The following is a 20,389-nucleotide window of genomic DNA, read 5'->3' on the forward strand; positions in this document are numbered from 1 at the left end:
TTTTAAACTTAAGAATCTGATGGTTAAGCTGTTGGTTTGACTCTGATTTTGAACCAGATTGAGTACATAGCCGGCAAGAAAACCAAAGTTAAAATGGTTCCAGCCAGTGTTCCACCAATCAATGTATAAGCTAGCGTTCCCCAAAACACCGAATGAGTCAGAGGAATAAAAGCCAAAATAGCAGCCAAAGCCGTTAATATGACGGGTCTGGCACGTTGTACTGTTGCTTCCACAACAGCATCCAACGGATCGAGTCCAGCTTGCTTGTTTTGCTGAATTTGACCAATCAAGATGAGTGTGTTTCGCATTAAAATTCCAGACAATGCAATCAACCCAACTAAGGCATTGATACCAAAAGGCTGCTGGAATAATAGAAGCGTCGGTACCACACCGATTAATCCCAATGGACTGGTGAGAAACACCATAATCATTGCAGCTATAGATCTCACCTGAAGAATGATAATGAGCAAAGTCATTGCCAACATGATCGGGAAAATAGGAAGCATAGCTTTAGTGGCTTTACCCGACTCTTCAATAGAACCCGCTTCAACGATGCGATAGCCCTTTGGTAGATTTTTTATAACTGACTGAAGCTGTTTGGTAATTGCTGTAGATACATCTGGTGGTTGCAATCCTTCAGCAATATCTCCACGAACGGTTATTGTTGGTACGCGATCTCGACGGCGTATAACAGGCTCTTCCATCCGCACTTCAATCTTGCCAATTTGTGACAGAGGAATACGTTGTCCATTTGCCCCAGTGAGTGTGAAATCACCAATTTTTGCAGGATCCAGTCTTATATCACCCGCAGAACGAGCAACAACTTGTACTGTACGAATATCTTCGCGTACAGATGTTATCGGAATACCTGTTAACAAAAATTGTAGTTGCTGTGCCACTGAAGCTGAGGTGAGACCAACTGCTTGTAGGCGATCTTGCTGTAATGTGAAATGAAGGGCTGGTGTACGAGTTCCCCAATCGGTATTTACAGTTCTCATCATTGGGCTAGCATTCATAACGTGCTGAACCTGAGCTGCAATTACACGCAATTTTTCTGGGTCTGGCCCTGTCACACGGTAAGCCACTGGATAGGGTGAATATGGTCCAAAGACCAGTTGTGTAACACGCACCTGCGCTTCAGAAGCAAGCCCATTTGAAACAGCTTGTCTTAAGCGATGTTTTAAGGCTTCCCGCTCTTCTTGATTGTCAGTTCGTATCACAATCTTGGCAAAGGATGGGTCTGGTAACTCAGGTCCCATGGATAAATAAAACCGAGGAGCGCCTTGACCAATATACGATGTCACAATTTTTGCTTCATTTTGCTTAGATAACCAAGCTTCAACTTTGGCTGTAGTAGCGCTAGTTTGCGTAATCGATGTACCGTAAGGCATTTGTACTTCAACAAGTACTTCAGGTCGGTCAGAGATTGGAAAAAATTGTTTTTTCACCAATGTCATTCCGCCTATTGCCAAAACAAATAATCCGATAACACTACCAGCAACAAGCCATTTACGCGCAATCACACGTTCAAGAATTTGACGGAAACGGTTATATCGGGGGGTGTCATAAATTGCATGGTGTCCACCTTCGACTTTTTTAAAATCAGGTAACATCTTCACACCTAAATAAGGTGTAAAAACGACTGCAACAATCCATGAAGCAATAAGGGCTATGCCGACAATCCAAAACATATTGCTGGTATATTCACCAGCCGTAGATCGGGCAAAGCCATTTGGCATAAATCCAACAGCTGTGACTAATGTTCCAGAAAGCATAGGTGCTGCGGTGTGGCTCCATGCATAAGCAGATGCAGCTATTCGGCTAAAGCCTTCCTCCATTTTGACGACCATCATTTCAATGGCAATAATGGCATCATCAACCAAGAGTCCTAAGGCAAGAATAAGAGAGCCCAGTGTAATTCGGTCAAAGTTTTTGCCCGTTGCCAACATCGCCACAAAAACAATAGCCAATGTGAGAGGTACAGCCATAGCAACAACAAGTCCAACTCGCCATCCCATGCTGATAAAGCTTACAAACATCACCACAAGTAATGCTGCAAAGAACTTAATCATGAACTCATTTACCGACGAGCTAATATTTACCGCTTGATCGGTCACCTTATTTAAGCTGATACCAAGGGGTAAATCTTCATTGATTGAGCCAACTTCGTTCTCTAATGCTTTACCAAGATCTAATCCATTCCACCCTTCACGCATGACTACACCTAGCAATAAAGCAGGTTCTCCATCATTACGAATAATGAATGTTGCAGGATCTTCATAACCACGTTTAACAGTCGCAATATCTGACAATTTCAAGGTACGACCTTGAGCAGTTATAGGTGTGTCTCGAATTTTTTGTAACTTATCAAAAGCACCATCCAATCTGACAAAAACTTGAGGACCTTTGGTCTCAATAGAACCAGCTGGAGTAAGTACATTCTGATTATTAAGTGCAGCAAACACATCTTGTGGATTTACGCCTAGTGTTGCCAAGCGCTCATGTGAAAATTCAATATAGATACGTTCAGGTTGCTCGCCAATAATATTGACCTTTTTTACCCCAGGGACATGAAGTAGCTGCTGTCTAATCGTTTCTGCATCACGCACCAACAATCTTTGTGCTTCATTTTTTGCCTTCAAAGCATATAAAGTAAAAGTTACATCCGCATATTCATCATTAACAAGTGGCCCAATTACCCCTGAAGGTAAATTGCTTATTTCATCATTTGCTTTCTTCCTCGCTTGATAAAACTCCTCCTGAACTTGAGATGGAGGTGTGCTATCAAGTAAGGTTAGTGTCGTAAAAGCTAGCCCAGGCCTTGTATAGGTTTCTGTTCGATCATACCAACGCAGCTCTTGCATCCGTTTTTCGATTTTTTCAGCAACTTGATCTTGCATTTCTTGGGCAGTTGCACCGGGCCAAGCAGTCACAATGGTCATGACCTTAACTGTAAAGGCTGGGTCTTCAGCTCGACCTAATTTAAAAAATGCAACAATGCCTGCAATTGAAATTAGAAAAATCAGGAATAGAGTGATACCCCGTTCACGAACAGCAAGAGCTGACAGGTTAAAACCTTTCTCACTCATGAGTGTCCTCCTTCATTTTCAATTGAAGGATTATTTGCCTGTGATGCAATACGGACTAACTCGCCTTCTCGAAGTAAATGCGCACCTAGAGCAACAATTTGATCTCCACTCTGAATATTGCCAGTTACATACGCATATTCATCATCAACCTGTTTTACAACAACAGAACGCCACGTTACTTTCTGAGTTTTTCCATTAATTACCCATACTCCTGCTCCCTTTCCTTTATCAAGTAGTGAACCAATCGGTACTTGTAAAAAATGTTGTGAACTCTGATTTTGAGCTCCAATACGTACAGTAACGGTTGAACCTAAAGGAGCGTTTGCCAAATCTCCGTCTAATACAAAACGTGCTTCAAAAGTACGAGTGAGTTGATCTGCTGTATTTGATAACTGTCTAAGCTTAGCTGGGACACTGATATTTTCTTTACCAAAGAGAGTGGCTTGACCAATAGCTCCTATTGCAGGGCGTAAAGTCTCGGGAAGCTGAATAACTGCTTCTCTTTGACCAGAATGAGCTAAACGAATTACTGTTTGACCCGCGCTTACGACTTGCCCCGGTTCAACCAGTGTTTCCATAATTGTGCCATCACCATCGGCTGTTAAGTCGGCATAGTGACTGGCGTTTAATGCGACTTTAGCTTGAGCTTGCGTTGAACTTAGTTGTGCTCTCGCCGTATCTGCTGCTGCCTTAATCTGATCATAGGCGGAAGCAGATATAGCTCCACTTCCACGCAAATCACGATATCGAGCTTCATCTTTTTCTGCTTGTTCAGCACGTGCTTTGGCTGCGCCTACAGCTTCTTGCTGAGCTTTGGCAGCAAGTTCCAAATCAACCGGATCAATACGCATCAGTAACTGTCCGCGTTTTACCGTCTGACCGGCTTCAACAAACCGTTTGATTACTTTACCAGAGACACGAAAACCAAGATCACTTTCTACCCGTGCGCCTATCGTGCCTGTAAATGCTCTTGAGTCAGAAGTAATTTCTTCTTGCACAGTTGCGACTCGTACCAATGGTGCCGAAGTACGGGGGTCAGATTGTGTATTTTCAGCACAACCTAGCAAGAAAAAAGGAAATAAATATATTGCAGCAAATGGAATAAGGCGACGATAACGCATATTAGAGTCCCCCCCTTGAAGAAATTAATCAGGAGACTCATTTTTAATCAAGTGACTAATTTAGTCAATAGTCACAAATTTATTATGGCGATAAACTTCTCAGCACAAGACTAGAAAGCAACACTGGAGCATCAGCGTTATATGAAATGCTATGTTGTAAAAGTAATGGATGTAGATAAGGTCTCATAACTAAATAAATAGCCTTAACTGCTTCATCAATTGGTGTTTTTCTTTCAAAATCACCAGTTTGACGACCTTCTTGAATAATATTTTGTAGTACTTTAAGAATTCGATTTTCATAAGCAACCGTAGCATCCCATTTCTCAGAGGCTGCAGAAACTGCAATTTCATAGAGCTTACGATCTTGAGAAAATAAACGAAGGCTCCCTTCCACAATTACTTTAAAAAGCACTCTCAATTTTTCAGCAGGATATTCAGCTTCTTGAATGGTAGCATTAACTTCATCTTCAATTTCACGCAAACAATTGGCACAAATCATCTCGCCAATCGCCTGTTTAGATTCAAAAAATTTATAAATATAAGCTTTAGAAAAGCCTATAGATTTTGCAAGATCAGAAACTGTAGTTTTCTCATAACCATAGCGGCTGAAATGCTCTGTAGCAGCAACCACGATTTGGTCCCTTACCTCATGATCTTCCGGTCCTCGCTTTGAAACTGGATAACTACTTTTTTCTTTACTCATATTTTCAATTTAAACCTTTATGTGAAAGTTGTAGTTTAACTCTTGACCCCTGATATTGACAACAAGTGACTAAATTGTATTATAGTCACAATTAAGCCATTGTTCAAAATCTCGCCTTGGGGAAAATATGTTATCTAGATCTATCGTTCTCCTACCAATACTCACCAGCATTCTTGCTGCTTGTACCGTAGGTCCTAATTATAAACGTCCTAGTATATCTCTACCCGAGCAATATCTTGGCGCTCGCTTAAACTCACCAAGTGACGAAACCAAAGCAGATATTGAAGTATGGTGGAAAAGTTTTAATGACCCTCAACTTACTCGATATGTCACATTAGCATTAAAACAAAATCTGGATCTGACCCAAGCATATACCCGTGTGACTCAAGCTCAAGCAAGCTTATCGGCAGTCAATGCTTCTTTACGCCCAATAGGTAGTGTTGACGCACAAGCAGCTAAAGCTTACCAATCCGTTGAAACTCCACTGGGGCAAGTTTTAAATTCAATACCTAATTTTGACCGACATGGTAGTTCTTATGAGGCAAACCTAAGTGCCACTTGGGAATTAGATATTTTCGGAGGCCTTCGAAGAGACCGTGAAAGTGCTCTAGCAAACTATCAAGCTTCGAATGCAGGAGCATCAGCAGTTCGTTTAATGGTCGCAGCGCAAACAGCAAATCTTTATATTAATATTCGAGGATTACAATCTCGATTAGACATTGCCCAGCAACAATTACAAACGCAACAAAAACTTCTTTCAATTATTCAACTTTTATATAGCAAAGGATTGGCATCTGAATTTCAGGTCAAACAAGCTAAAGCGAATGTTGCTCAAGTTCAAGCTGTAGTTCCCGCACTTGGAATGAATCTAGACATTGCCATGAATGCACTCGACGTCATGCTTGGAACCGTACCAGGAACTCACCGAGTTGAACTAGCGGAAGTAAAACCAATTCCAGTTATTCCTAATATTACAGAAACAGGAACACCCCGCGATCTTTTACGTAGACGACCAGATCTCATCATGGCTGAAAGGCAACTGGCAGCTTCAAATGCACGCATTGGCAGTGCGATTGCAGAATATTACCCAAAGGTTTCTTTAGGCGGTTTGATAGGTAGCGCAGCCACAGTAAGTGGAAACTTATTTTCAAGTGGTGCCAATCAGGCTGCTGGCTTATTAGGCTTACGTTGGCGTTTATTTGATTTTGGTCGAATTAATTCAGAAATTCGCTTAGCTAAGGGACAAGAAGCCGAAAAGCTCGCAGCCTACCAATTAGCCGTCTTACATGCAGCGGAAGATGTAGAGAACTCATTATCAACTTTATCTAAAAGACAAGAACAACTCGTAGCACTTCAAGATGGTGAAAATGCGCTACACCTTGCACAGAAAATCGCTTTAATTGCCTATCAAAAAGGAATTAACAGTCGAATAGAAGTATTACAAGCAGATTCAAGTGCTTTGCAATTCACAGATAGAAAAGTACAGGCACAAACCGATTCAGCCCTTGCTGCTGTAGCAATTTATAAATCACTGGGTGGCGGCTGGCAACCTCAAAAATTTTGAAACACCCCTATTGCCTCTATAGCAAGCAGTTTATAAAGCGAGAATTATTATGCGGGAACAATCAGTACGCCAGCCGCTAAATACACATGATTTAAATCATGCGATCTTAAACGGACCAATTCCCCCAGTAATGCTAAAACTGGCGTTACCCACCATAGCTGTTTTGCTTGTACAAACCATGATTGGATTACTAGAAACATATTTCGTAAGTTCACTTGGAACTGATGTAATAGCTGGCGTAGCCGTAGTGTTCCCAATTCTTATGCTCATGCAAATGCTAGCGAATGGTGGATTTGGCGGAGGACTAGCTTCAGCAATTGCTCGGGCTTCTGGAGCAGGTCGATCAGAAGATGCTCAATCCCTTGTCTGGCATGGTGTAATTCTTGCTGGCATTTTGGGAGGAGTTTTTAGTATTGTTATGCTCACCTCAGCCCAGATGATATATCACTTAATGGGCGTTACTGGCTTAGCTTTAGATGCAGCCCTAAAATATTCCAATATTATTTTTATAGGTTCACCCCTTATATGGGCTGTAGCCCTACTCTCAGCCGCATTACGTGGTGCAGGTGATACAAAAACTCCAGCTCGCATAACACTTCTAGGTGGAGTACTACTTTTACCCCTATCACCTATTTTCATTTTTGGCTGGGGATTCATTCCCTCATTGGGTGTAGCTGGAGCTGGGCTCGCTGTCTTAAGTTATTATATTTTTGCCATCATATGCTTAATTAGGCACATGCGAACAACACATAGCATTATCAAATTATCGATCAAGCCTATCAACTTTCAGTTCTTCAAAGATATTCTTGGTATTGGTTCACTATCCGCTATTGGAATAATTCAACTCAATTTAACTGTTGTCATCGTAACAACCTTAGTTGGTCAATTTGGTTCTGATGCAATCGCGGGGTACGGTATTGCTTCCCGACTAGACTACGTGCAAGTTCCGCTTATGTTCGGTATCGGCTCAGCAATCATGACCATGGTAGGTATTAATTATGGAGCTGGGCAATTTCAAAGAGCACGTCGTATCACATGGATCGGGGTTTTTATTACATTCCTTATTACTGGCTCAATAGGACTTTTCTTTAGTATTTTCCCTTCCATTTGGCTTGGTTTTTTCAGTCATGATCCATCTGTCCTTCAGACTGGAACAAATTACTTGCAGCATGTTGCGCCTTTTTACGGAGCAATAGGTATAGGTATGGCTCTTTATTTTGCAGGCCAAGGTTCAAAACGATTATTAGGCCCTATCTTAGCTGGTACCATCAGAATGATTATTGCAGCCATTATCGGAAGTATCGCTGTTCTATATTTTGATGCAAGTTTATCAACTTTCTTTCAAGTTATTGGCCTGAGTGCTTTGATATTTGGTTTGGTGTCCTGCTTGGCAAATTTTATCCATAGATAAAATTGCATTGAGTTCAAAAAATTGCTCAATTTCCTTAAAGATTTTGCACAAATCTTCTAGAACTACATTCACCTCTTTTGTACCGTTCTAAGGGCTAAACTTAAAAATTTATGGGTGGATTGTTATGGGGAACTGGGTGGATATTTCAAAAGATACCAATACAGGTATTGAAACAATCCGTGCCCATTTTACTGGTCATGCTTATGATCCCCACTGGCACTCGAGCTATTTAATTGGTGTAACTGAATCCGGCATTCAACAATTTCACTGTCGTAAAAAGCAAATCAATAGTCATGCGGGACAAGTCTTTATGCTTGAACCAGAAGAAATCCATGATGGACATGCTCCTGCGTCTGATGGCTTTACCTACCAAATGCTCTACCTACATCCAGACTGGTTGAAACAACGTATCCAAGGTTTATTTCATAATAGCCCTGATCACTACGAGTTAGTGATTGATGCACCATTAAAGTCAGATGAACAGCTCGCTATTATTACTTCTCAAGCATTCCAGCATCTGCATTACAAAGAAATGAATATTGTCAAAGATAATAGTCTAGACCTACTTATTCATCATATCGCACAAGGGAAATGGTTAAAAAAAGCTCACCAATCATCTTCTACTCACACACCTCGAATCGCACACCAAATCCGAGATATTTTGTATGATCATCTATTTGAAGATATAGGGCTTGAAGACATCGCTCGCATGATAGGCTTAGACAGATACCATATTCACCGCATTTTTAAAGCAACTTTTCACTTAGCCCCTCATCAATATCTCATTCAACTCAGACTTACACGAGCGCGTGATTTACTCGCCAGAAGCATATCTCCCGCACAAGTTGCTTCAGATTTATGCTTTGCTGACCAAAGTCATTTAAGTCGCTGGTTTAAGCGCTGCTATGGTTTAACACCTGCTGCCTATAGAAAAATCTGCACAAATCTTCAAGATTAAAAATTTTAATTATTTCATCTTATCTCTCCCTATTAATTCAAGTAGACAAGATGGAAAACCTCACTGCATTTTCATTATTTGCTATTGTTGCCTCAATTACTCCCGGTCCAACTAATTTTATAATTTTAAATTTAAGTAGCCGTTATAAAATTTCTAAAACGTTTCCTGTCATTTTAGGTTCTTGCATCGGGGCTGCCCTACTTGTGCTCATCGTTGGCATTGGGCTGGGTTCAACCCTTCTGGCTTACCCAATTATTCAAAAAATAATGACACTCATTGGTTTAATCTGGCTCACCTCGCTGGCTTGGAAATTATATAACTACAATCCTATTATTCATTTCGAACAAGACAAAGAAAAAGGTCCGATTGGTTTCATTACTGGCTTTTTTATGCAAGCAATTAATCCTAAAACATGGATGATGGCTTTTGCAGTGATTAGTGTCTACACAAAACAAGGGCAAGATATCTGGATAAATGTCTCAATTTTATCCTTCATTTTTTTAGTTATAGCCATACCTTGCCTTTACATGTGGGCCTTAGCGGGTAGGCTAAGCAATCGATTATTTTCACAAACAAAGCATATAAACATTTTTAATAAAATGATGGCGCTAACACTACTCATCTCTGTATGGTTGCCAGTCCTATCTACTTTTTAATGTATAAATTAGGTCATATAAATTTTTATTATTAATTTTCTATATTAAAAACTACTTATTCTTATAATTTCATAAAATAACTTTTTAATGAATACTCATTTAATGACCTAATATTTTTTATTTTGAGAAACATGCTCCCTAAAACACATGTTACTTTTTGTTATTTATGTAAAAATCAACCTAAAAGCAAAACCAAATAAGCCATTGTTAAATATAAATTTATATTAAATATTATTCTGTAAATTTTGTATATTTTTTAAACAAATGTAGGTAATTTCTCACAATCATGTAAGTCAAAACTTACAACACAACTAATTGTTTTTCCTATAATTAATTTCAGTACATATAAGCACTCTTTACTATTAAATAGAAAGCTGAATATTAATGAAGAGATCTGGAGAAACGGTAACGTTATCTTTATTAATATAAAAACTCTTAATAATAGAAAAAGAATCTCAAAAAATTAATATGTACTATCTTTCCTCTGGAAACAGAGGAAAGATCTTTTTTTAATCATCAGATAGGGTATAGAAAATGTTTATTGCAAAAAATATATTTGTATATTTACTATCAATGTTAGCTTTATGCTTACTGATTATTTTCTTTAACTACCTTGGAATGAATGAGACGACTAACCTGCTGCTCTCTTCAGCAATTTTTGGAATATTTATTACTTGGTATTATAAAGGTAGCGGACTATGTCTCGCGTTATTTAGTTTTTTTTACTGGGCAATGTTTGTAATTAGTCAAAGTTTAGAAGTGATATGGATGCTCGCAAGTTCAGTGATTGTCTACCTAGTGATGACTAAAATGATTCCTAAATTCAAGGCCATCCATATCGGTGTTATAGCTAAAAAGGGTTCACCCCACGCTTAACCATACCTACTTTCTTAACTGTATTAATTTTGGTTTGTTCAGCACTTAATAATTCATTTAAGAAAATTTTTAAATTTTGCTCATCAAGACGAATGGGATTAAAACTAGTTTCTCCCATCTTTAAAAAGAAAGATTCAATATTTGTATTACGCTGTACATATTTCATTGACCAACGCTGAAAAGAGTTCTCCTCGATGGAATATGTACACAACCATTTAATATTGTAGTGCCTTTGATCATTTTGAATTTTTTCAAATAATCGTTCAACTACCTCCCGTTCACCTTCCAAGCATTGAAAGAAAGCATTATCTGCATAATAGAGCACACCACAAATTTGATTCAAATCATTGAAATCTCGTGCTTCTGTCAAAATATCACGTAAATCTTGCAATAAATCTTCATTTTTTTCGTTTCGTTGACTGGCATAACACAAGCGAACGTTCATTAGCAATTCCGTGAAATATAAAATTTCTTTATTTAAAGATTTTTTAATCTACCATATCTCTATTACTAATAATTTATATTTCACACATATTCTAAAGTTTAGGTTAAAAATACGTTCGATTATTAACTATAAGAGCTTAATAACTAATAATTTATATTAACAAGAAAATAAAAAGCCCTCTTGTAGAGGGCTTTTATAGCTTCTAAAAGAACAACGAAATTTCTTTTAAAAGACTAAAATAAAAAAAGCACTAAATAGTGCTTTTTTTCTTACTGAAATATTATTGTGGAATAATATTTACAGCATTTGGGCCTTTTTGACCTTGAGTAACAGTAAACGTTACACGTTGACCTTCGTGCAAAGTTTTGAAACCTGAACCAGAGATCTCTTTGAAGTGTGCAAACACATCTGGACCATTGTCTTGTTGAATGAAACCGAAACCTTTAGTTTCGTTAAACCATTTTACTGTACCGCTTACTGTATTAGACATGATATATCCTACTGATTTCTAATATTTTAGTATCATTTAATAATGACACTAACATAACTTTGAAAAAAGAATAACAAATTGAGTTAAGATCTTAAAAAACGAAGGATTATGACTAAAACTACGATACTTTAAAGAAGATTTACTAACAAGACTTTTTTCTAGTTAAGAGCATGATACATGAAATAAATTTCTATTCAAGCTTTTTATGAGAAAAATTTTATAAATTCTAATAAAAAACCAAAAAACAATAACTTAATAGCGCAACTAAAAACTTAGTATATTCCCTACTTAACCAACAACTTACAACCGATTGGATCAGTTGTTGAAGAATAGAAAGATCAGCACTTAAGACGCATGAGATGACTGAATAAAAAATATAAAAAAGACTTTAAATAATTTGAACTTTAGAAATTCAGGCAATAAAAAAACTCCTAAACAGGAGCTTCATTTTTAAATCATTGGCAGAGGATCAAGGACTCGAACCTTGACGAACGGTTTTGGAGACCGTCATGCTACCATTACACCAATCCTCTATATTTATGATTAAACAACTAATGATTTAATCATAAAAAAAGCAAGAACATCGTCTTGCTTCTTTTAATGGTGGGGGCGAAGAGACTCGAACTCTTACACCTTGCGGCGCTGGAACCTAAATCCAGTGCGTCTACCAATTTCGCCACGCCCCCATCTGGGACATTTATTCAAAATAAATGTGGCAGAGGATCAAGGACTCGAACCTTGACGAACGGTTTTGGAGACCGTCATGCTACCATTACACCAATCCTCTTCCAAAACATAGATGACTTAACATCTACATTAACTTTAAGTTTTAACTTAAAGTGGTGGGGGCGAAGAGACTCGAACTCTTACACCTTGCGGCGCTGGAACCTAAATCCAGTGCGTCTACCAATTTCGCCACGCCCCCGATGGCTGTGTATATTAGCGATAAGATCTAACAGTGACAAGTGTTTTTTTTCTAAAAAAAACTGACCGTGTAAATTGTATACAGATACTAGATCAATGATTTTTATAAGTTTGAATGTGCTTTTAAACAATTCATCGCTTCAAACACGTTTGCAAACCTATTTTTTTGTTGTTTTTGCAATAAACCCGAAAGTAATGGATAAAAAATCATAAGTTGTGTCGGTAATTGAATGGTTAAATTTTGGCAATGCAATACTGCCCACTTATAGTAACTCCCTGCTTCTAAGCGAGTTTGGGTTAACCATTCATATAGAACGATACCAAATGCGTATAAATCGCTTTGTATATCCTTAGAAGCGCCTCTAAACAGCTCTGGAGCCATATATCGTGGTGTAGCATCCATTCTTAAATCTGAGCTTGATATAAGTCGGGCTTTCTCAAAATCAATCAAATAAGCATTTTGCTCAAACTTTCGAAAATGTTCTTTCTTAATATCTCCATGAATCCAGCCAAATCTATGGAGTTCTGCGAGCTTATCTAGTGCGGACCAAATCTTATGATATACATCAGTTAAATCTGCTTCATGAGACAATGAACCAAACCACAAATCAGTATTGGGTAAAATTAAAACTTTACCTAAAGAATGGTTTAATTGAGGAATGGCACTAACTTCGATTAAGTTATGAGGTAAAAGCCACGCAGGTTTCTTACGAGTAATTTCTTCGTAAAACAATTGTTCATGGATGAAATCTTGCTCACTTTGAACATTTGTTTCAGGTAAATGATATTTTAACCAATAGTCTTTGTTATCTATACTGCATGTCCATAGATACCGCCCTAAAGCGGCACTCGCAGGTTTTGTCACACTTTTTAAGTTTTGTATATGCGAAGCAAAATCATGCTTCAGCATAGTAAGACTCTGGCTGTTGTTGCTTTTCTTCAAAACGCAAAACTTCTAAACAATGTTGAATCGTCTTGCCAATACGAGCATGGGTTTCAATCGAAGAAATTTTTGGCCAAGTCGCACGTTCCCCTTCTCGCTGTAAGCGTTTAAACAAATGTGGACGTGGGTTTTGCAAAGTATAGGTATAGTGACTCAAGCCATATTTAGCAATGATGTTCACATCACCATAATAACGCTGCCCCATTACTCCATAGCCGTGATCGAGTAATCGTCTAATCGGAGAAATAGAACCGAGTCTTTGACGTGTAAAGTCCATAAGTCCCATGGATAACACTTTACCTTGACGTCTTAAAATCCGTTCAGGCCAACTTAAAACGTCTTTACGAAAGCGGTCTGCATCATTTTGCATAAATGGAACAATATGTGGGTTCACCTGACTGGCGATGGTGTAATTTAAATTATAAAGTCGGGCCATTCTTTCTTGCGGAAAATCATTTCTTACACTGCCATCTACCCACTTTGTGTTTGCCATGTAAGGCGTGTGTTCACCGTCATAACGTTTGCTGGTTAAACGCACGGGTGGAAATAACACAGGTACAGCACATGAAGCCAACACAGCACTCCACACTAAAACATTAGGCGTCATAATCGCATTCATGATTCGCGGGTTTTCTGTTGCATCATATGGCGCAACTGCCACATTAATGTTTAAACCAGATTTTTTGAAAGCCTCTTCAAACGTGAGATCACCCAGATTTTCGACAAGGAACTTTTTCAAATAGTGCACATCGGCAATTCCACCATTTCCTTTAATGAGTTCACGAAGTTTCCTAAAATGAAAAGCATCACTAAAGAATTGTTCTCCATTTAATAAATTTTGAACATCTTCACTGGCAGAAGTTCCGAGCATGCCCGTCATAATTGCTCCTGCACTTGAGCCAGACAACACTTTAGGCATTAAATCTTGTTCAATTAAAGCTTTACAGACTCCAGTGTGAAAAAGACCTAAAGTTGCTCCACCTGAGAACATAAGGGCTGGTTGTCCATATGCTTTTTCACAATTTTCAAAAAACTCAATTTTTTCTTTTCTTTGGAAAGTAATACATTCACTTGAAGCAATATAGGCCAAGCTTTGGCTAACTTCTTCAATATAATCTTCAATTAACTTTTTTGTTCCCACATGCGTTGCAGCAAACAACATAGGGTGACCAATATTTGCAATATCGTAAGTTAGACCTTCTTTGAGTAAATAAATAAGATCGAGCGTTCGATGTTGCTGGCGATATCTTTTCAGTAAAGTGTATCTATAAGAAATGAGTTCTGCATCGAAGTAAGGCGAACTATTATCAAATTTCCACTCTTGCACCCCTGTTTCTTCATCTAGTTTTAATGCAAAAGACTTCCACTCTTCATAAGATTCAGCCATGTCTAACTGACGTTGTAATTTTTTGATACGGTAGGCCTGATGCGGATTCATATCACTGCGTATTTTTTCAAACATATTTCGTCCTCATCTTCACAGATGATTTTACTGAATAGACACAACAACACTATGCGCGGTCTGAAGATTTCAATCAATTGCAAAACCGATAAACTGTATAGACAATAACTTTTTTGTCAGCCTGTTAATTTCGGTGTTAGTATCCTAGTAAATTACTGTTTAACATGATTGACTTACCATGGCTACCATTGATTTACCAGATAATTTAGTTCAAACATTATCACTTGTATTAAATCAGTTACAGCAGGTCTTACCTGAACCTAGACAAGAAACAGATTTTAATGCACCTGCTTTTAGATGGGAAAATCAGCAACTTAAAGCCATCTATACACCCAAAAATATTTATCTGGATGACTTAAAAGGCATTGAACGTCAGAAAGAGAAAATCATTCAAAATACTTTGCAGTTTTTAAATGGTCTACCCGCAAATGATGTGCTTTTAACTGGCTCGCGCGGTACAGGAAAGTCATCTATTGTGCGTGCTTTATTGACTGAGTATGCCCCACAAGGATTACGTTTAATTGAAATTGAGCGTGATGACTTAGCAGACTTACCTAAAGTTCAGAAACTCATTCAAAACCGACCTGAAAAATACATCGTGTATTGTGACGACTTAGCTTTCAATGCTGAAGATGAAAATTACCGTAGTTTAAAAAGTGTATTGGATGGTTCATTACAGTCTGGTTCAAGTAATTTTATTATTTATGCAACCAGTAACCGCCGTCATTTGTTACCAGAGTTCATGCATGAAAACACACCTGTAACCAAGGTCGATGTACCACAATACACTGAGTTACACCCACAAGAAGCGATTGAAGAAAAGATCTCTTTGTCAGATCGTTTTGGTTTGTGGTTATCTTTTTACCCAATGGACCAGAATTTATATTTAGAAATCGTAGAGCATTATCTTGATAAAGCAAATATGGCTTTTAATGATGAAGTTCGCGCTGAAAGTTTGCGTTGGTGTCAAATGCGTGGTCAACGCTCAGGACGTGCTGCATATCAGTTTTCTAAGCACTGGATTGGTTTAAATGGCTTAAAAGAGTTGTCTAACAATTAAACAAAATGTCCCGCAAAGCCTTAGCTTTGGCCTGAAAACCGCTTAGTTTTGATAGTTGTTTTTCATAACCTAAAACAAAGATAGTCCTATCCTCATTTAGGTTTATATATGAAAAAACAATTGCCCAAAATTTCTATAGGCAGCAAAGTTTTAGGTCAAAGCTTATTGCTCGCGCAAAGTGTTATAGATAAAGCAGAAAAATACTCAACTCTTCCTTTTTCACAGTCTCATATTATTCAGCCCCGAGTTGATGAAAAATATTATAGCTGGACTCATTACGGCATCTTTTTCCCACTTTTGCCAGAGCCGCATCGCTATTTAAATATTATGATTTTATTAGGCACACCCGGTGCTCTTGCATTTGATCATGATGACATAATTCATGGAAATCCCAGAAAAACAGCGACTTTCTTTTCAAGTACAGCTGCAGTAGAGAAAGCTTTGCTTAAGGCTTATATCATTCCTGAAGATACAAAAATTAATGAAGATGGAAGCTTAATCGAACTAGGTCAAGAAATTTCAATTCAAGGAAAATTTCCACAAATTCATATTAATGGGCACTACGAGGGTCTTGATTTCGACTTTGATATTGATGTTACCTCACATGTTTCGTGGTTTATAAAAACACCGATTTATGATCATTTTAGTTTGTTGGCAAAGTTTAAAGGTTTCTTAAGCTATCAAGCAGAACGTATTGAAAGTGAGGGACTCTGCACTTATGAATATGCTCGAGCAGTTGGTGCTCATTCCATCACAAATAAACTTATTCCTGAAGCCTATAAACTGCCGCTTGATTTTTTTACTTATCAAATTATTAATTTAAATGAGACCACTCAACTTCTTCTTACCAAAGCAGATATTGCAGGTCAGACAGCAGCTTATACTTTACATATTAGATATCTTGATCGACGGGCAGAAATTTATACAGATGTCAGTTTTGATATTATTTCTCACCAAGTTGATGATTACATCTCACCGACTGGGCAAAAGATGCGACTTCCTAAATTCTTTTCGTGGATTGCTCGAAATGAAGCCAAACAAATTATTTTAAATATTCAGGCAGAAATTGACTGCCCACTCCGCTACGGTCATGGGCGAGGATATGCAAGTAGTTATATATTTACCGGTAATTATTTCGGCAATGAAGTTCAAGGCCGTGGCTATATCGAATACATTGATGTCGAAAACCAACAGACCTTTGAAGATGAATAGTTTTACTCAGGAATAGACAACTCAGTCATTGGCCAACGTGGTGTTGTGGTTACAGCCAAACCATCATGCTGGCCTGCTTTTAAGCGTTGATAGCCTGCAAAAGCAATCATTGCCCCATTATCAGTACAAAGAGCAGGTTCTGCGTAATAAACTTGTGCCTTAATTTTAGCTAATGAAGTTTCCAACTGTTCACGTAATCGTAAATTTGCGCTTACTCCACCTGCAATAACTAGACGCTTAAGTCCAGTCTGCTTCAAGGCTTTTACTGATTTTTTTACCAAGGTATCTACAATTGCTTCTTGGAATGAAGCAGCAATGTCAACATCTCTGTTTTCACCGTTCAATTTTTTCAATTGCACAGAAACAGCTGTTTTTAAACCACTAAAAGAAAAATCTAGACCTTGGTGAAGCATTGGTCGTGGAAATTCAAACGCTAATGGATTACCACTTAAAGCCAATTTCGCAATATTAGGACCGCCTGGGTATGGCAAACTCATCATTTTTGCAACTTTATCAAAGGCTTCGCCAGCTGCATCATCAATAGACTCACCCAAAAGTTCATATTGACCAATACCGTGAGCTGCCATTAATTGTGTATGCCCACCTGAAACCAATAAAGCAACAAATGGAAATTCAGGCGGTTGACTTGAGAGTAAAGGCGCCAACATATGCCCTTCCATATGGTGAACACCAATGGCAGGTTTATTTAAAGAAAAAGCTAAAGTTCTTCCAAATAAAGCCCCTGTCATTAAGGCTCCCATTAACCCAGGACCACGTGTATAAGCAACAGCATCAATCTCTTGTTTCGTTACACCACTTTGATCAAGTAATTGATTCATTAAAGGAATTAATTTTCGAACATGGTCTCGAGAAGCAAGTTCAGGTACTACTCCACCATATTCGGCATGAAGTTTAATCTGGCTATAAAGAACCTGTCCCCGCAAGCCGAGTTCGCTATCATAAAGTGCCAACCCTGTTTCATCACAAGAAGTTTCCAAGCCTAAAACAATCATCAAAACTGCCTTTTATATGAGTCAAAATATTGCAATCGCTATTATAGACTTGTGATATGAGTTGTAAATGAGTAAAATACTGACCTTCACTTGTGATCCGGCACAATAGTGTGCTTGATCTTATCCATAATCTAGAGGATTTTACATGCCACAAGTTAAGTTGAAAGAAGGCGAACCAGTTGACGTAGCTATCCGTCGTTTCAAACGTTCATGCGAAAAAGCTGGTGTTTTAGCTGACGTTCGTAAACGTGAATTCTACGAAAAACCAACTCAAGAACGTAAGCGCAAAAAAGCTGCTGCAGTTAAACGCTACCAAAAGAAATTGGCTCGCGAATCTGTACGTACTACTCGCCTTTACTAATTAATTTGTGATTGACTGCTGAATTATGACTACTTTAAAAAACCAAATTACTGATGCATTAAAAACTTCTATGCGTGCCAAAGATATGGCAACAGTGACGGTTTTGCGTAGTCTACAAGCAGCAATTAAGCAAATCGAAGTCGATGAGCGCATAGAGCTTGGCGACGCTCAGGTTCTTGCGGTCATTGAAAAGCAAATTAAACAACGTAAAGAATCGATCAAAGCCTTTGAAGGTGCTGGTCGTGATGATTTAGCTAGTAAAGAACAAGCCGAAGCTGAGATTTTATCTCAGTTTCTACCAGAAGCTATGACTGAGGAAGAGCTTGATTCTCTCATTGAGCAAACGATTTCTGCTCAAGAAGCAACTAGCATGAAAGATATGGGTAAGGTGATGAATTCTCTACGTCCGATCATAGCCGGGCGTGCCGATCCTTCTGTAGTTTCAGCAAAAATTAAAGCTAAATTAGCTTAATCTCTTCTCTTAAAATTTTATATTCCCTCAAACAAAAGCTCCTTTTAGTTTGGGCGTGTTTATATATTTGAATTTTTTGAAAGCTATATTTTCAAATTTTCATTCTTCGCTCATCTTGCATTTGTTTCAATCTACTGTCTATTCTAGCCGACATTGCTTGATTGTCCTTTGCTAATCGCTGAGCATGCAACATCGATTTAATCGCATTCTCTTCACTCCCCGACCAATATTCAGCTTCTGCTCGATAGCGTAAAACATTGACTGCTCTCAATGGTCCTGCCTTGTCCAAATTAGCAGCCTGCTGCAAAAATTGCCAACCTTGGATATCTCTTGGGTTTTTATTGATAAACCGTTGAACAAGAGTTTGAACCTGTGCAAATTTTCCTTGGCGCAGCAACACTTCAGCCAACTTATAACTGAAAGCTCTATTTTCAGGCATAGTCATTTGTGTAGAAGCAATTGAAGTATAGGCTTGATCCAACTTGTTTTGCCCCAGATAAATATCGGTCTGCAAGAGTGTAACAAGAGGTTTTCCACTAGATTTGACTTGATCTAAAGTAGACTGCGCCTGTGCATAATCACCTTGTTTTACATAAAAAGCTGCCAAAGCAATAAGACCCGCAATATTTTTTTGTGAGGCTAAACTCTGTAGTTGGTTTTCGGTAGCCTGATTTGAAACTACCATTGTGTACCATTTTAAAATTTCAAAATCAGCATCATATATGCGATTTTTGACTTTAGGCATCTGGTTCGCACGAAGTCGGGCCTCACTCATGCGCTCAGTCGTTAATGGATGGGTCAGCCAGAAATCTGGTAAAAAACTTACCCGACTAGTCGCACGATGCATTGTTTCAAAATAGTCTGCCATACTTTGCGGGTTATAACCCGCTGCATACATATATTGCATGCCAATACGGTCAGCTTCACGCTCCTGATTTCGACTGTATGTTAACTGGCTATCCATTAATGCAGCCTGCGTTCCCAACATCACTGCTGCTCCTGCATCTCCGCCACCCTGTGCAGCTATGGCCACACCTGCTAAAAGCCCAGCTAAACTTAATAACGTTTGTCCCTTAAAGGCTTCCTCTGAACGACTAAAATGTCTTTGTGATACGTGTGCAATTTCATGCGCCATCACCCCAGCAATTTCATCAATATTGCGAGCTGAAGCAATAAGTCCTGTATTAAGCGCAAATAGACCGCCCGGAACAGCAAATGCATTGATTTGTGGATCTTTAATAACAACTAGACCAATAGGTTGACCAAGTTGAGTCTCACTTAAAATACTTGAAAATACTTGAAAAAATTGGTCTTCGAGCCAGATATCTTGGATAACGGGCATTTGTTTATGAACTTCACGGAAAACTTTTTCACCAATAAATTTTTCTTTTTGTTGATCAAGCAAGCCTATTCCACTTCCAATATTTGGAATTTCCACCTGATTCGCAGATGGCTGAGGGTCGAAAGACTGTGCATACGAAGCATTTGCTATAAAAGTCGCACTTAAAATAACTGGCAAAAATCTCAAAAGTTTTTCTCTATTAAAATTAAACCATAAAAAAAGCCTATTGATGTAAACCACAAAAATTGGTTTTCAATCAATAGACTTTTACTATATCACTCGAAATC

The 20,389-nt window shown here is 38.3% G+C and carries 18 protein-coding genes and 4 tRNA genes; 9 read left to right on the plus strand and 13 right to left on the minus strand.

Features of this window, described 5'->3' with window-relative positions; genetic code table 11:
* Window positions 1-23: 23 nt before the first annotated feature.
* The 3 genes from I7H67_RS01535 to I7H67_RS01545 all read right to left on the minus strand — a co-directional run bounded on the left by I7H67_RS01535 (window position 24) and on the right by I7H67_RS01545 (window position 4,913).
* Entirely contained in the window at window positions 24-3,089 is a 3,066-nt protein-coding gene (locus tag I7H67_RS01535; RefSeq protein WP_013197267.1) for an efflux RND transporter permease subunit, read from the minus strand.
* The gene (locus I7H67_RS01540) at window positions 3,086-4,210 is read right to left on the minus strand and encodes an efflux RND transporter periplasmic adaptor subunit (protein WP_013197266.1); all 1,125 of its coding nucleotides are present in this window, start codon (window positions 4,208-4,210) and stop codon (window positions 3,086-3,088) included. Before I7H67_RS01540 ends, I7H67_RS01535 begins: the two co-directional genes overlap by 4 nt.
* An 82-nt stretch (window positions 4,211-4,292) precedes the next feature.
* Window positions 4,293-4,913, minus strand: a complete 621-nt coding sequence (locus I7H67_RS01545; RefSeq protein ID WP_013197265.1) for a TetR/AcrR family transcriptional regulator — start codon at window positions 4,911-4,913, stop codon at window positions 4,293-4,295.
* Window positions 4,914-5,040: 127 nt separating this feature from the next.
* Between I7H67_RS01545 and I7H67_RS01550 the strand changes: the two genes are divergently transcribed.
* From I7H67_RS01550 to I7H67_RS01570, 5 genes are all read left to right on the plus strand, one after another.
* Window positions 5,041-6,477: an efflux transporter outer membrane subunit gene (locus tag I7H67_RS01550; protein ID WP_198306912.1), complete on the plus strand. Its 1,437-nt coding sequence runs from the start codon at window positions 5,041-5,043 to the stop codon at window positions 6,475-6,477.
* 49 nt (window positions 6,478-6,526) lie between these two features.
* Window positions 6,527-7,888 carry an MATE family efflux transporter gene (locus I7H67_RS01555; protein WP_198306913.1) on the plus strand — a complete coding sequence of 454 codons (1,362 nt, stop codon included), beginning with the start codon at window positions 6,527-6,529 and terminating at the stop codon, window positions 7,886-7,888.
* Between the two features lie 124 nt (window positions 7,889-8,012).
* Window positions 8,013-8,846, plus strand: a complete 834-nt coding sequence (locus tag I7H67_RS01560) for an AraC family transcriptional regulator (protein ID WP_198306914.1) — start codon at window positions 8,013-8,015, stop codon at window positions 8,844-8,846.
* Window positions 8,847-8,896: 50 nt separating this feature from the next.
* Window positions 8,897-9,502, plus strand: coding sequence for a LysE family translocator (locus I7H67_RS01565; RefSeq protein WP_013197261.1), 606 nt, complete (start codon window positions 8,897-8,899; stop codon window positions 9,500-9,502).
* Between the two features lie 534 nt (window positions 9,503-10,036).
* On the plus strand, window positions 10,037-10,378 hold the full coding sequence (locus I7H67_RS01570; RefSeq protein ID WP_013197260.1) for a hypothetical protein: 342 nt from the start codon (window positions 10,037-10,039) through the stop codon (window positions 10,376-10,378).
* Here the strand turns inward: I7H67_RS01570 and I7H67_RS01575 are convergent.
* From I7H67_RS01575 to I7H67_RS01610, 8 genes are all read right to left on the minus strand, one after another.
* Window positions 10,353-10,823 carry an AnBLUF65 family BLUF photoreceptors gene (locus I7H67_RS01575; protein WP_013197259.1) on the minus strand — a complete coding sequence of 157 codons (471 nt, stop codon included), beginning with the start codon at window positions 10,821-10,823 and terminating at the stop codon, window positions 10,353-10,355. The two genes, I7H67_RS01570 and I7H67_RS01575, sit on opposite strands and share 26 nt — an antisense overlap.
* 280 nt (window positions 10,824-11,103) lie before the next feature.
* Window positions 11,104-11,313 (minus strand): cold-shock protein, encoded by a 210-nt coding sequence (locus I7H67_RS01580; RefSeq protein ID WP_003650775.1) that lies wholly within the window; start codon window positions 11,311-11,313, stop codon window positions 11,104-11,106.
* 459 nt (window positions 11,314-11,772) lie between these two features.
* Window positions 11,773-11,846: transfer RNA gene (locus I7H67_RS01585), tRNA-Trp, on the minus strand.
* Between the two features lie 68 nt (window positions 11,847-11,914).
* Window positions 11,915-11,999: transfer RNA gene (locus tag I7H67_RS01590), tRNA-Leu, on the minus strand.
* Window positions 12,000-12,026: 27 nt separating this feature from the next.
* Window positions 12,027-12,100, minus strand: a tRNA-Trp gene (locus I7H67_RS01595).
* A gap of 53 nt (window positions 12,101-12,153) precedes the next feature.
* Window positions 12,154-12,238, minus strand: a tRNA-Leu gene (locus I7H67_RS01600).
* Between the two features lie 102 nt (window positions 12,239-12,340).
* The gene (locus I7H67_RS01605; protein WP_013197258.1) at window positions 12,341-13,147 is read right to left on the minus strand and encodes a protein kinase domain-containing protein; all 807 of its coding nucleotides are present in this window, start codon (window positions 13,145-13,147) and stop codon (window positions 12,341-12,343) included.
* Window positions 13,134-14,642 carry a DUF3336 domain-containing protein gene (locus tag I7H67_RS01610; RefSeq protein WP_005306944.1) on the minus strand — a complete coding sequence of 503 codons (1,509 nt, stop codon included), beginning with the start codon at window positions 14,640-14,642 and terminating at the stop codon, window positions 13,134-13,136. Before I7H67_RS01610 ends, I7H67_RS01605 begins: the two co-directional genes overlap by 14 nt.
* Before the next feature lie 178 nt (window positions 14,643-14,820).
* On the opposite strand from I7H67_RS01610, the gene I7H67_RS01615 reads away from it, so the two are divergent.
* Together I7H67_RS01615 and I7H67_RS01620 are read left to right on the plus strand one after the other, a co-directional pair.
* Window positions 14,821-15,702: an ATP-binding protein gene (locus I7H67_RS01615; protein WP_198306915.1), complete on the plus strand. Its 882-nt coding sequence runs from the start codon at window positions 14,821-14,823 to the stop codon at window positions 15,700-15,702.
* A gap of 108 nt (window positions 15,703-15,810) precedes the next feature.
* Complete coding sequence (locus I7H67_RS01620) at window positions 15,811-16,914, plus strand: DUF6670 family protein (protein WP_198306916.1); 1,104 nt, start codon at window positions 15,811-15,813, stop codon at window positions 16,912-16,914.
* A gap of 2 nt (window positions 16,915-16,916) precedes the next feature.
* Here I7H67_RS01620 and tsaD read toward each other — a convergent pair whose 3' ends face one another.
* On the minus strand, window positions 16,917-17,927 hold the full coding sequence (gene tsaD, locus I7H67_RS01625; protein WP_198306917.1) for a tRNA (adenosine(37)-N6)-threonylcarbamoyltransferase complex transferase subunit TsaD: 1,011 nt from the start codon (window positions 17,925-17,927) through the stop codon (window positions 16,917-16,919).
* A gap of 145 nt (window positions 17,928-18,072) precedes the next feature.
* On the opposite strand from tsaD, the gene rpsU reads away from it, so the two are divergent.
* Window positions 18,073-18,288 (plus strand): 30S ribosomal protein S21, encoded by a 216-nt coding sequence (rpsU, locus tag I7H67_RS01630; RefSeq protein WP_001136722.1) that lies wholly within the window; start codon window positions 18,073-18,075, stop codon window positions 18,286-18,288.
* A gap of 25 nt (window positions 18,289-18,313) precedes the next feature.
* On the plus strand, window positions 18,314-18,760 hold the full coding sequence (locus I7H67_RS01635) for a GatB/YqeY domain-containing protein (protein ID WP_004791284.1): 447 nt from the start codon (window positions 18,314-18,316) through the stop codon (window positions 18,758-18,760).
* Between the two features lie 91 nt (window positions 18,761-18,851).
* Here I7H67_RS01635 and I7H67_RS01640 read toward each other — a convergent pair whose 3' ends face one another.
* Window positions 18,852-20,279 (minus strand): M48 family metalloprotease, encoded by a 1,428-nt coding sequence (locus tag I7H67_RS01640; protein WP_198307020.1) that lies wholly within the window; start codon window positions 20,277-20,279, stop codon window positions 18,852-18,854.
* Between the last annotated feature and the right edge of the window lie 110 nt (window positions 20,280-20,389).

Source organism: Acinetobacter sp. ACIN00229 (assembly GCF_016106645.1).
Taxonomy (GTDB): Bacteria; Pseudomonadota; Gammaproteobacteria; order Pseudomonadales; family Moraxellaceae; genus Acinetobacter; species Acinetobacter oleivorans.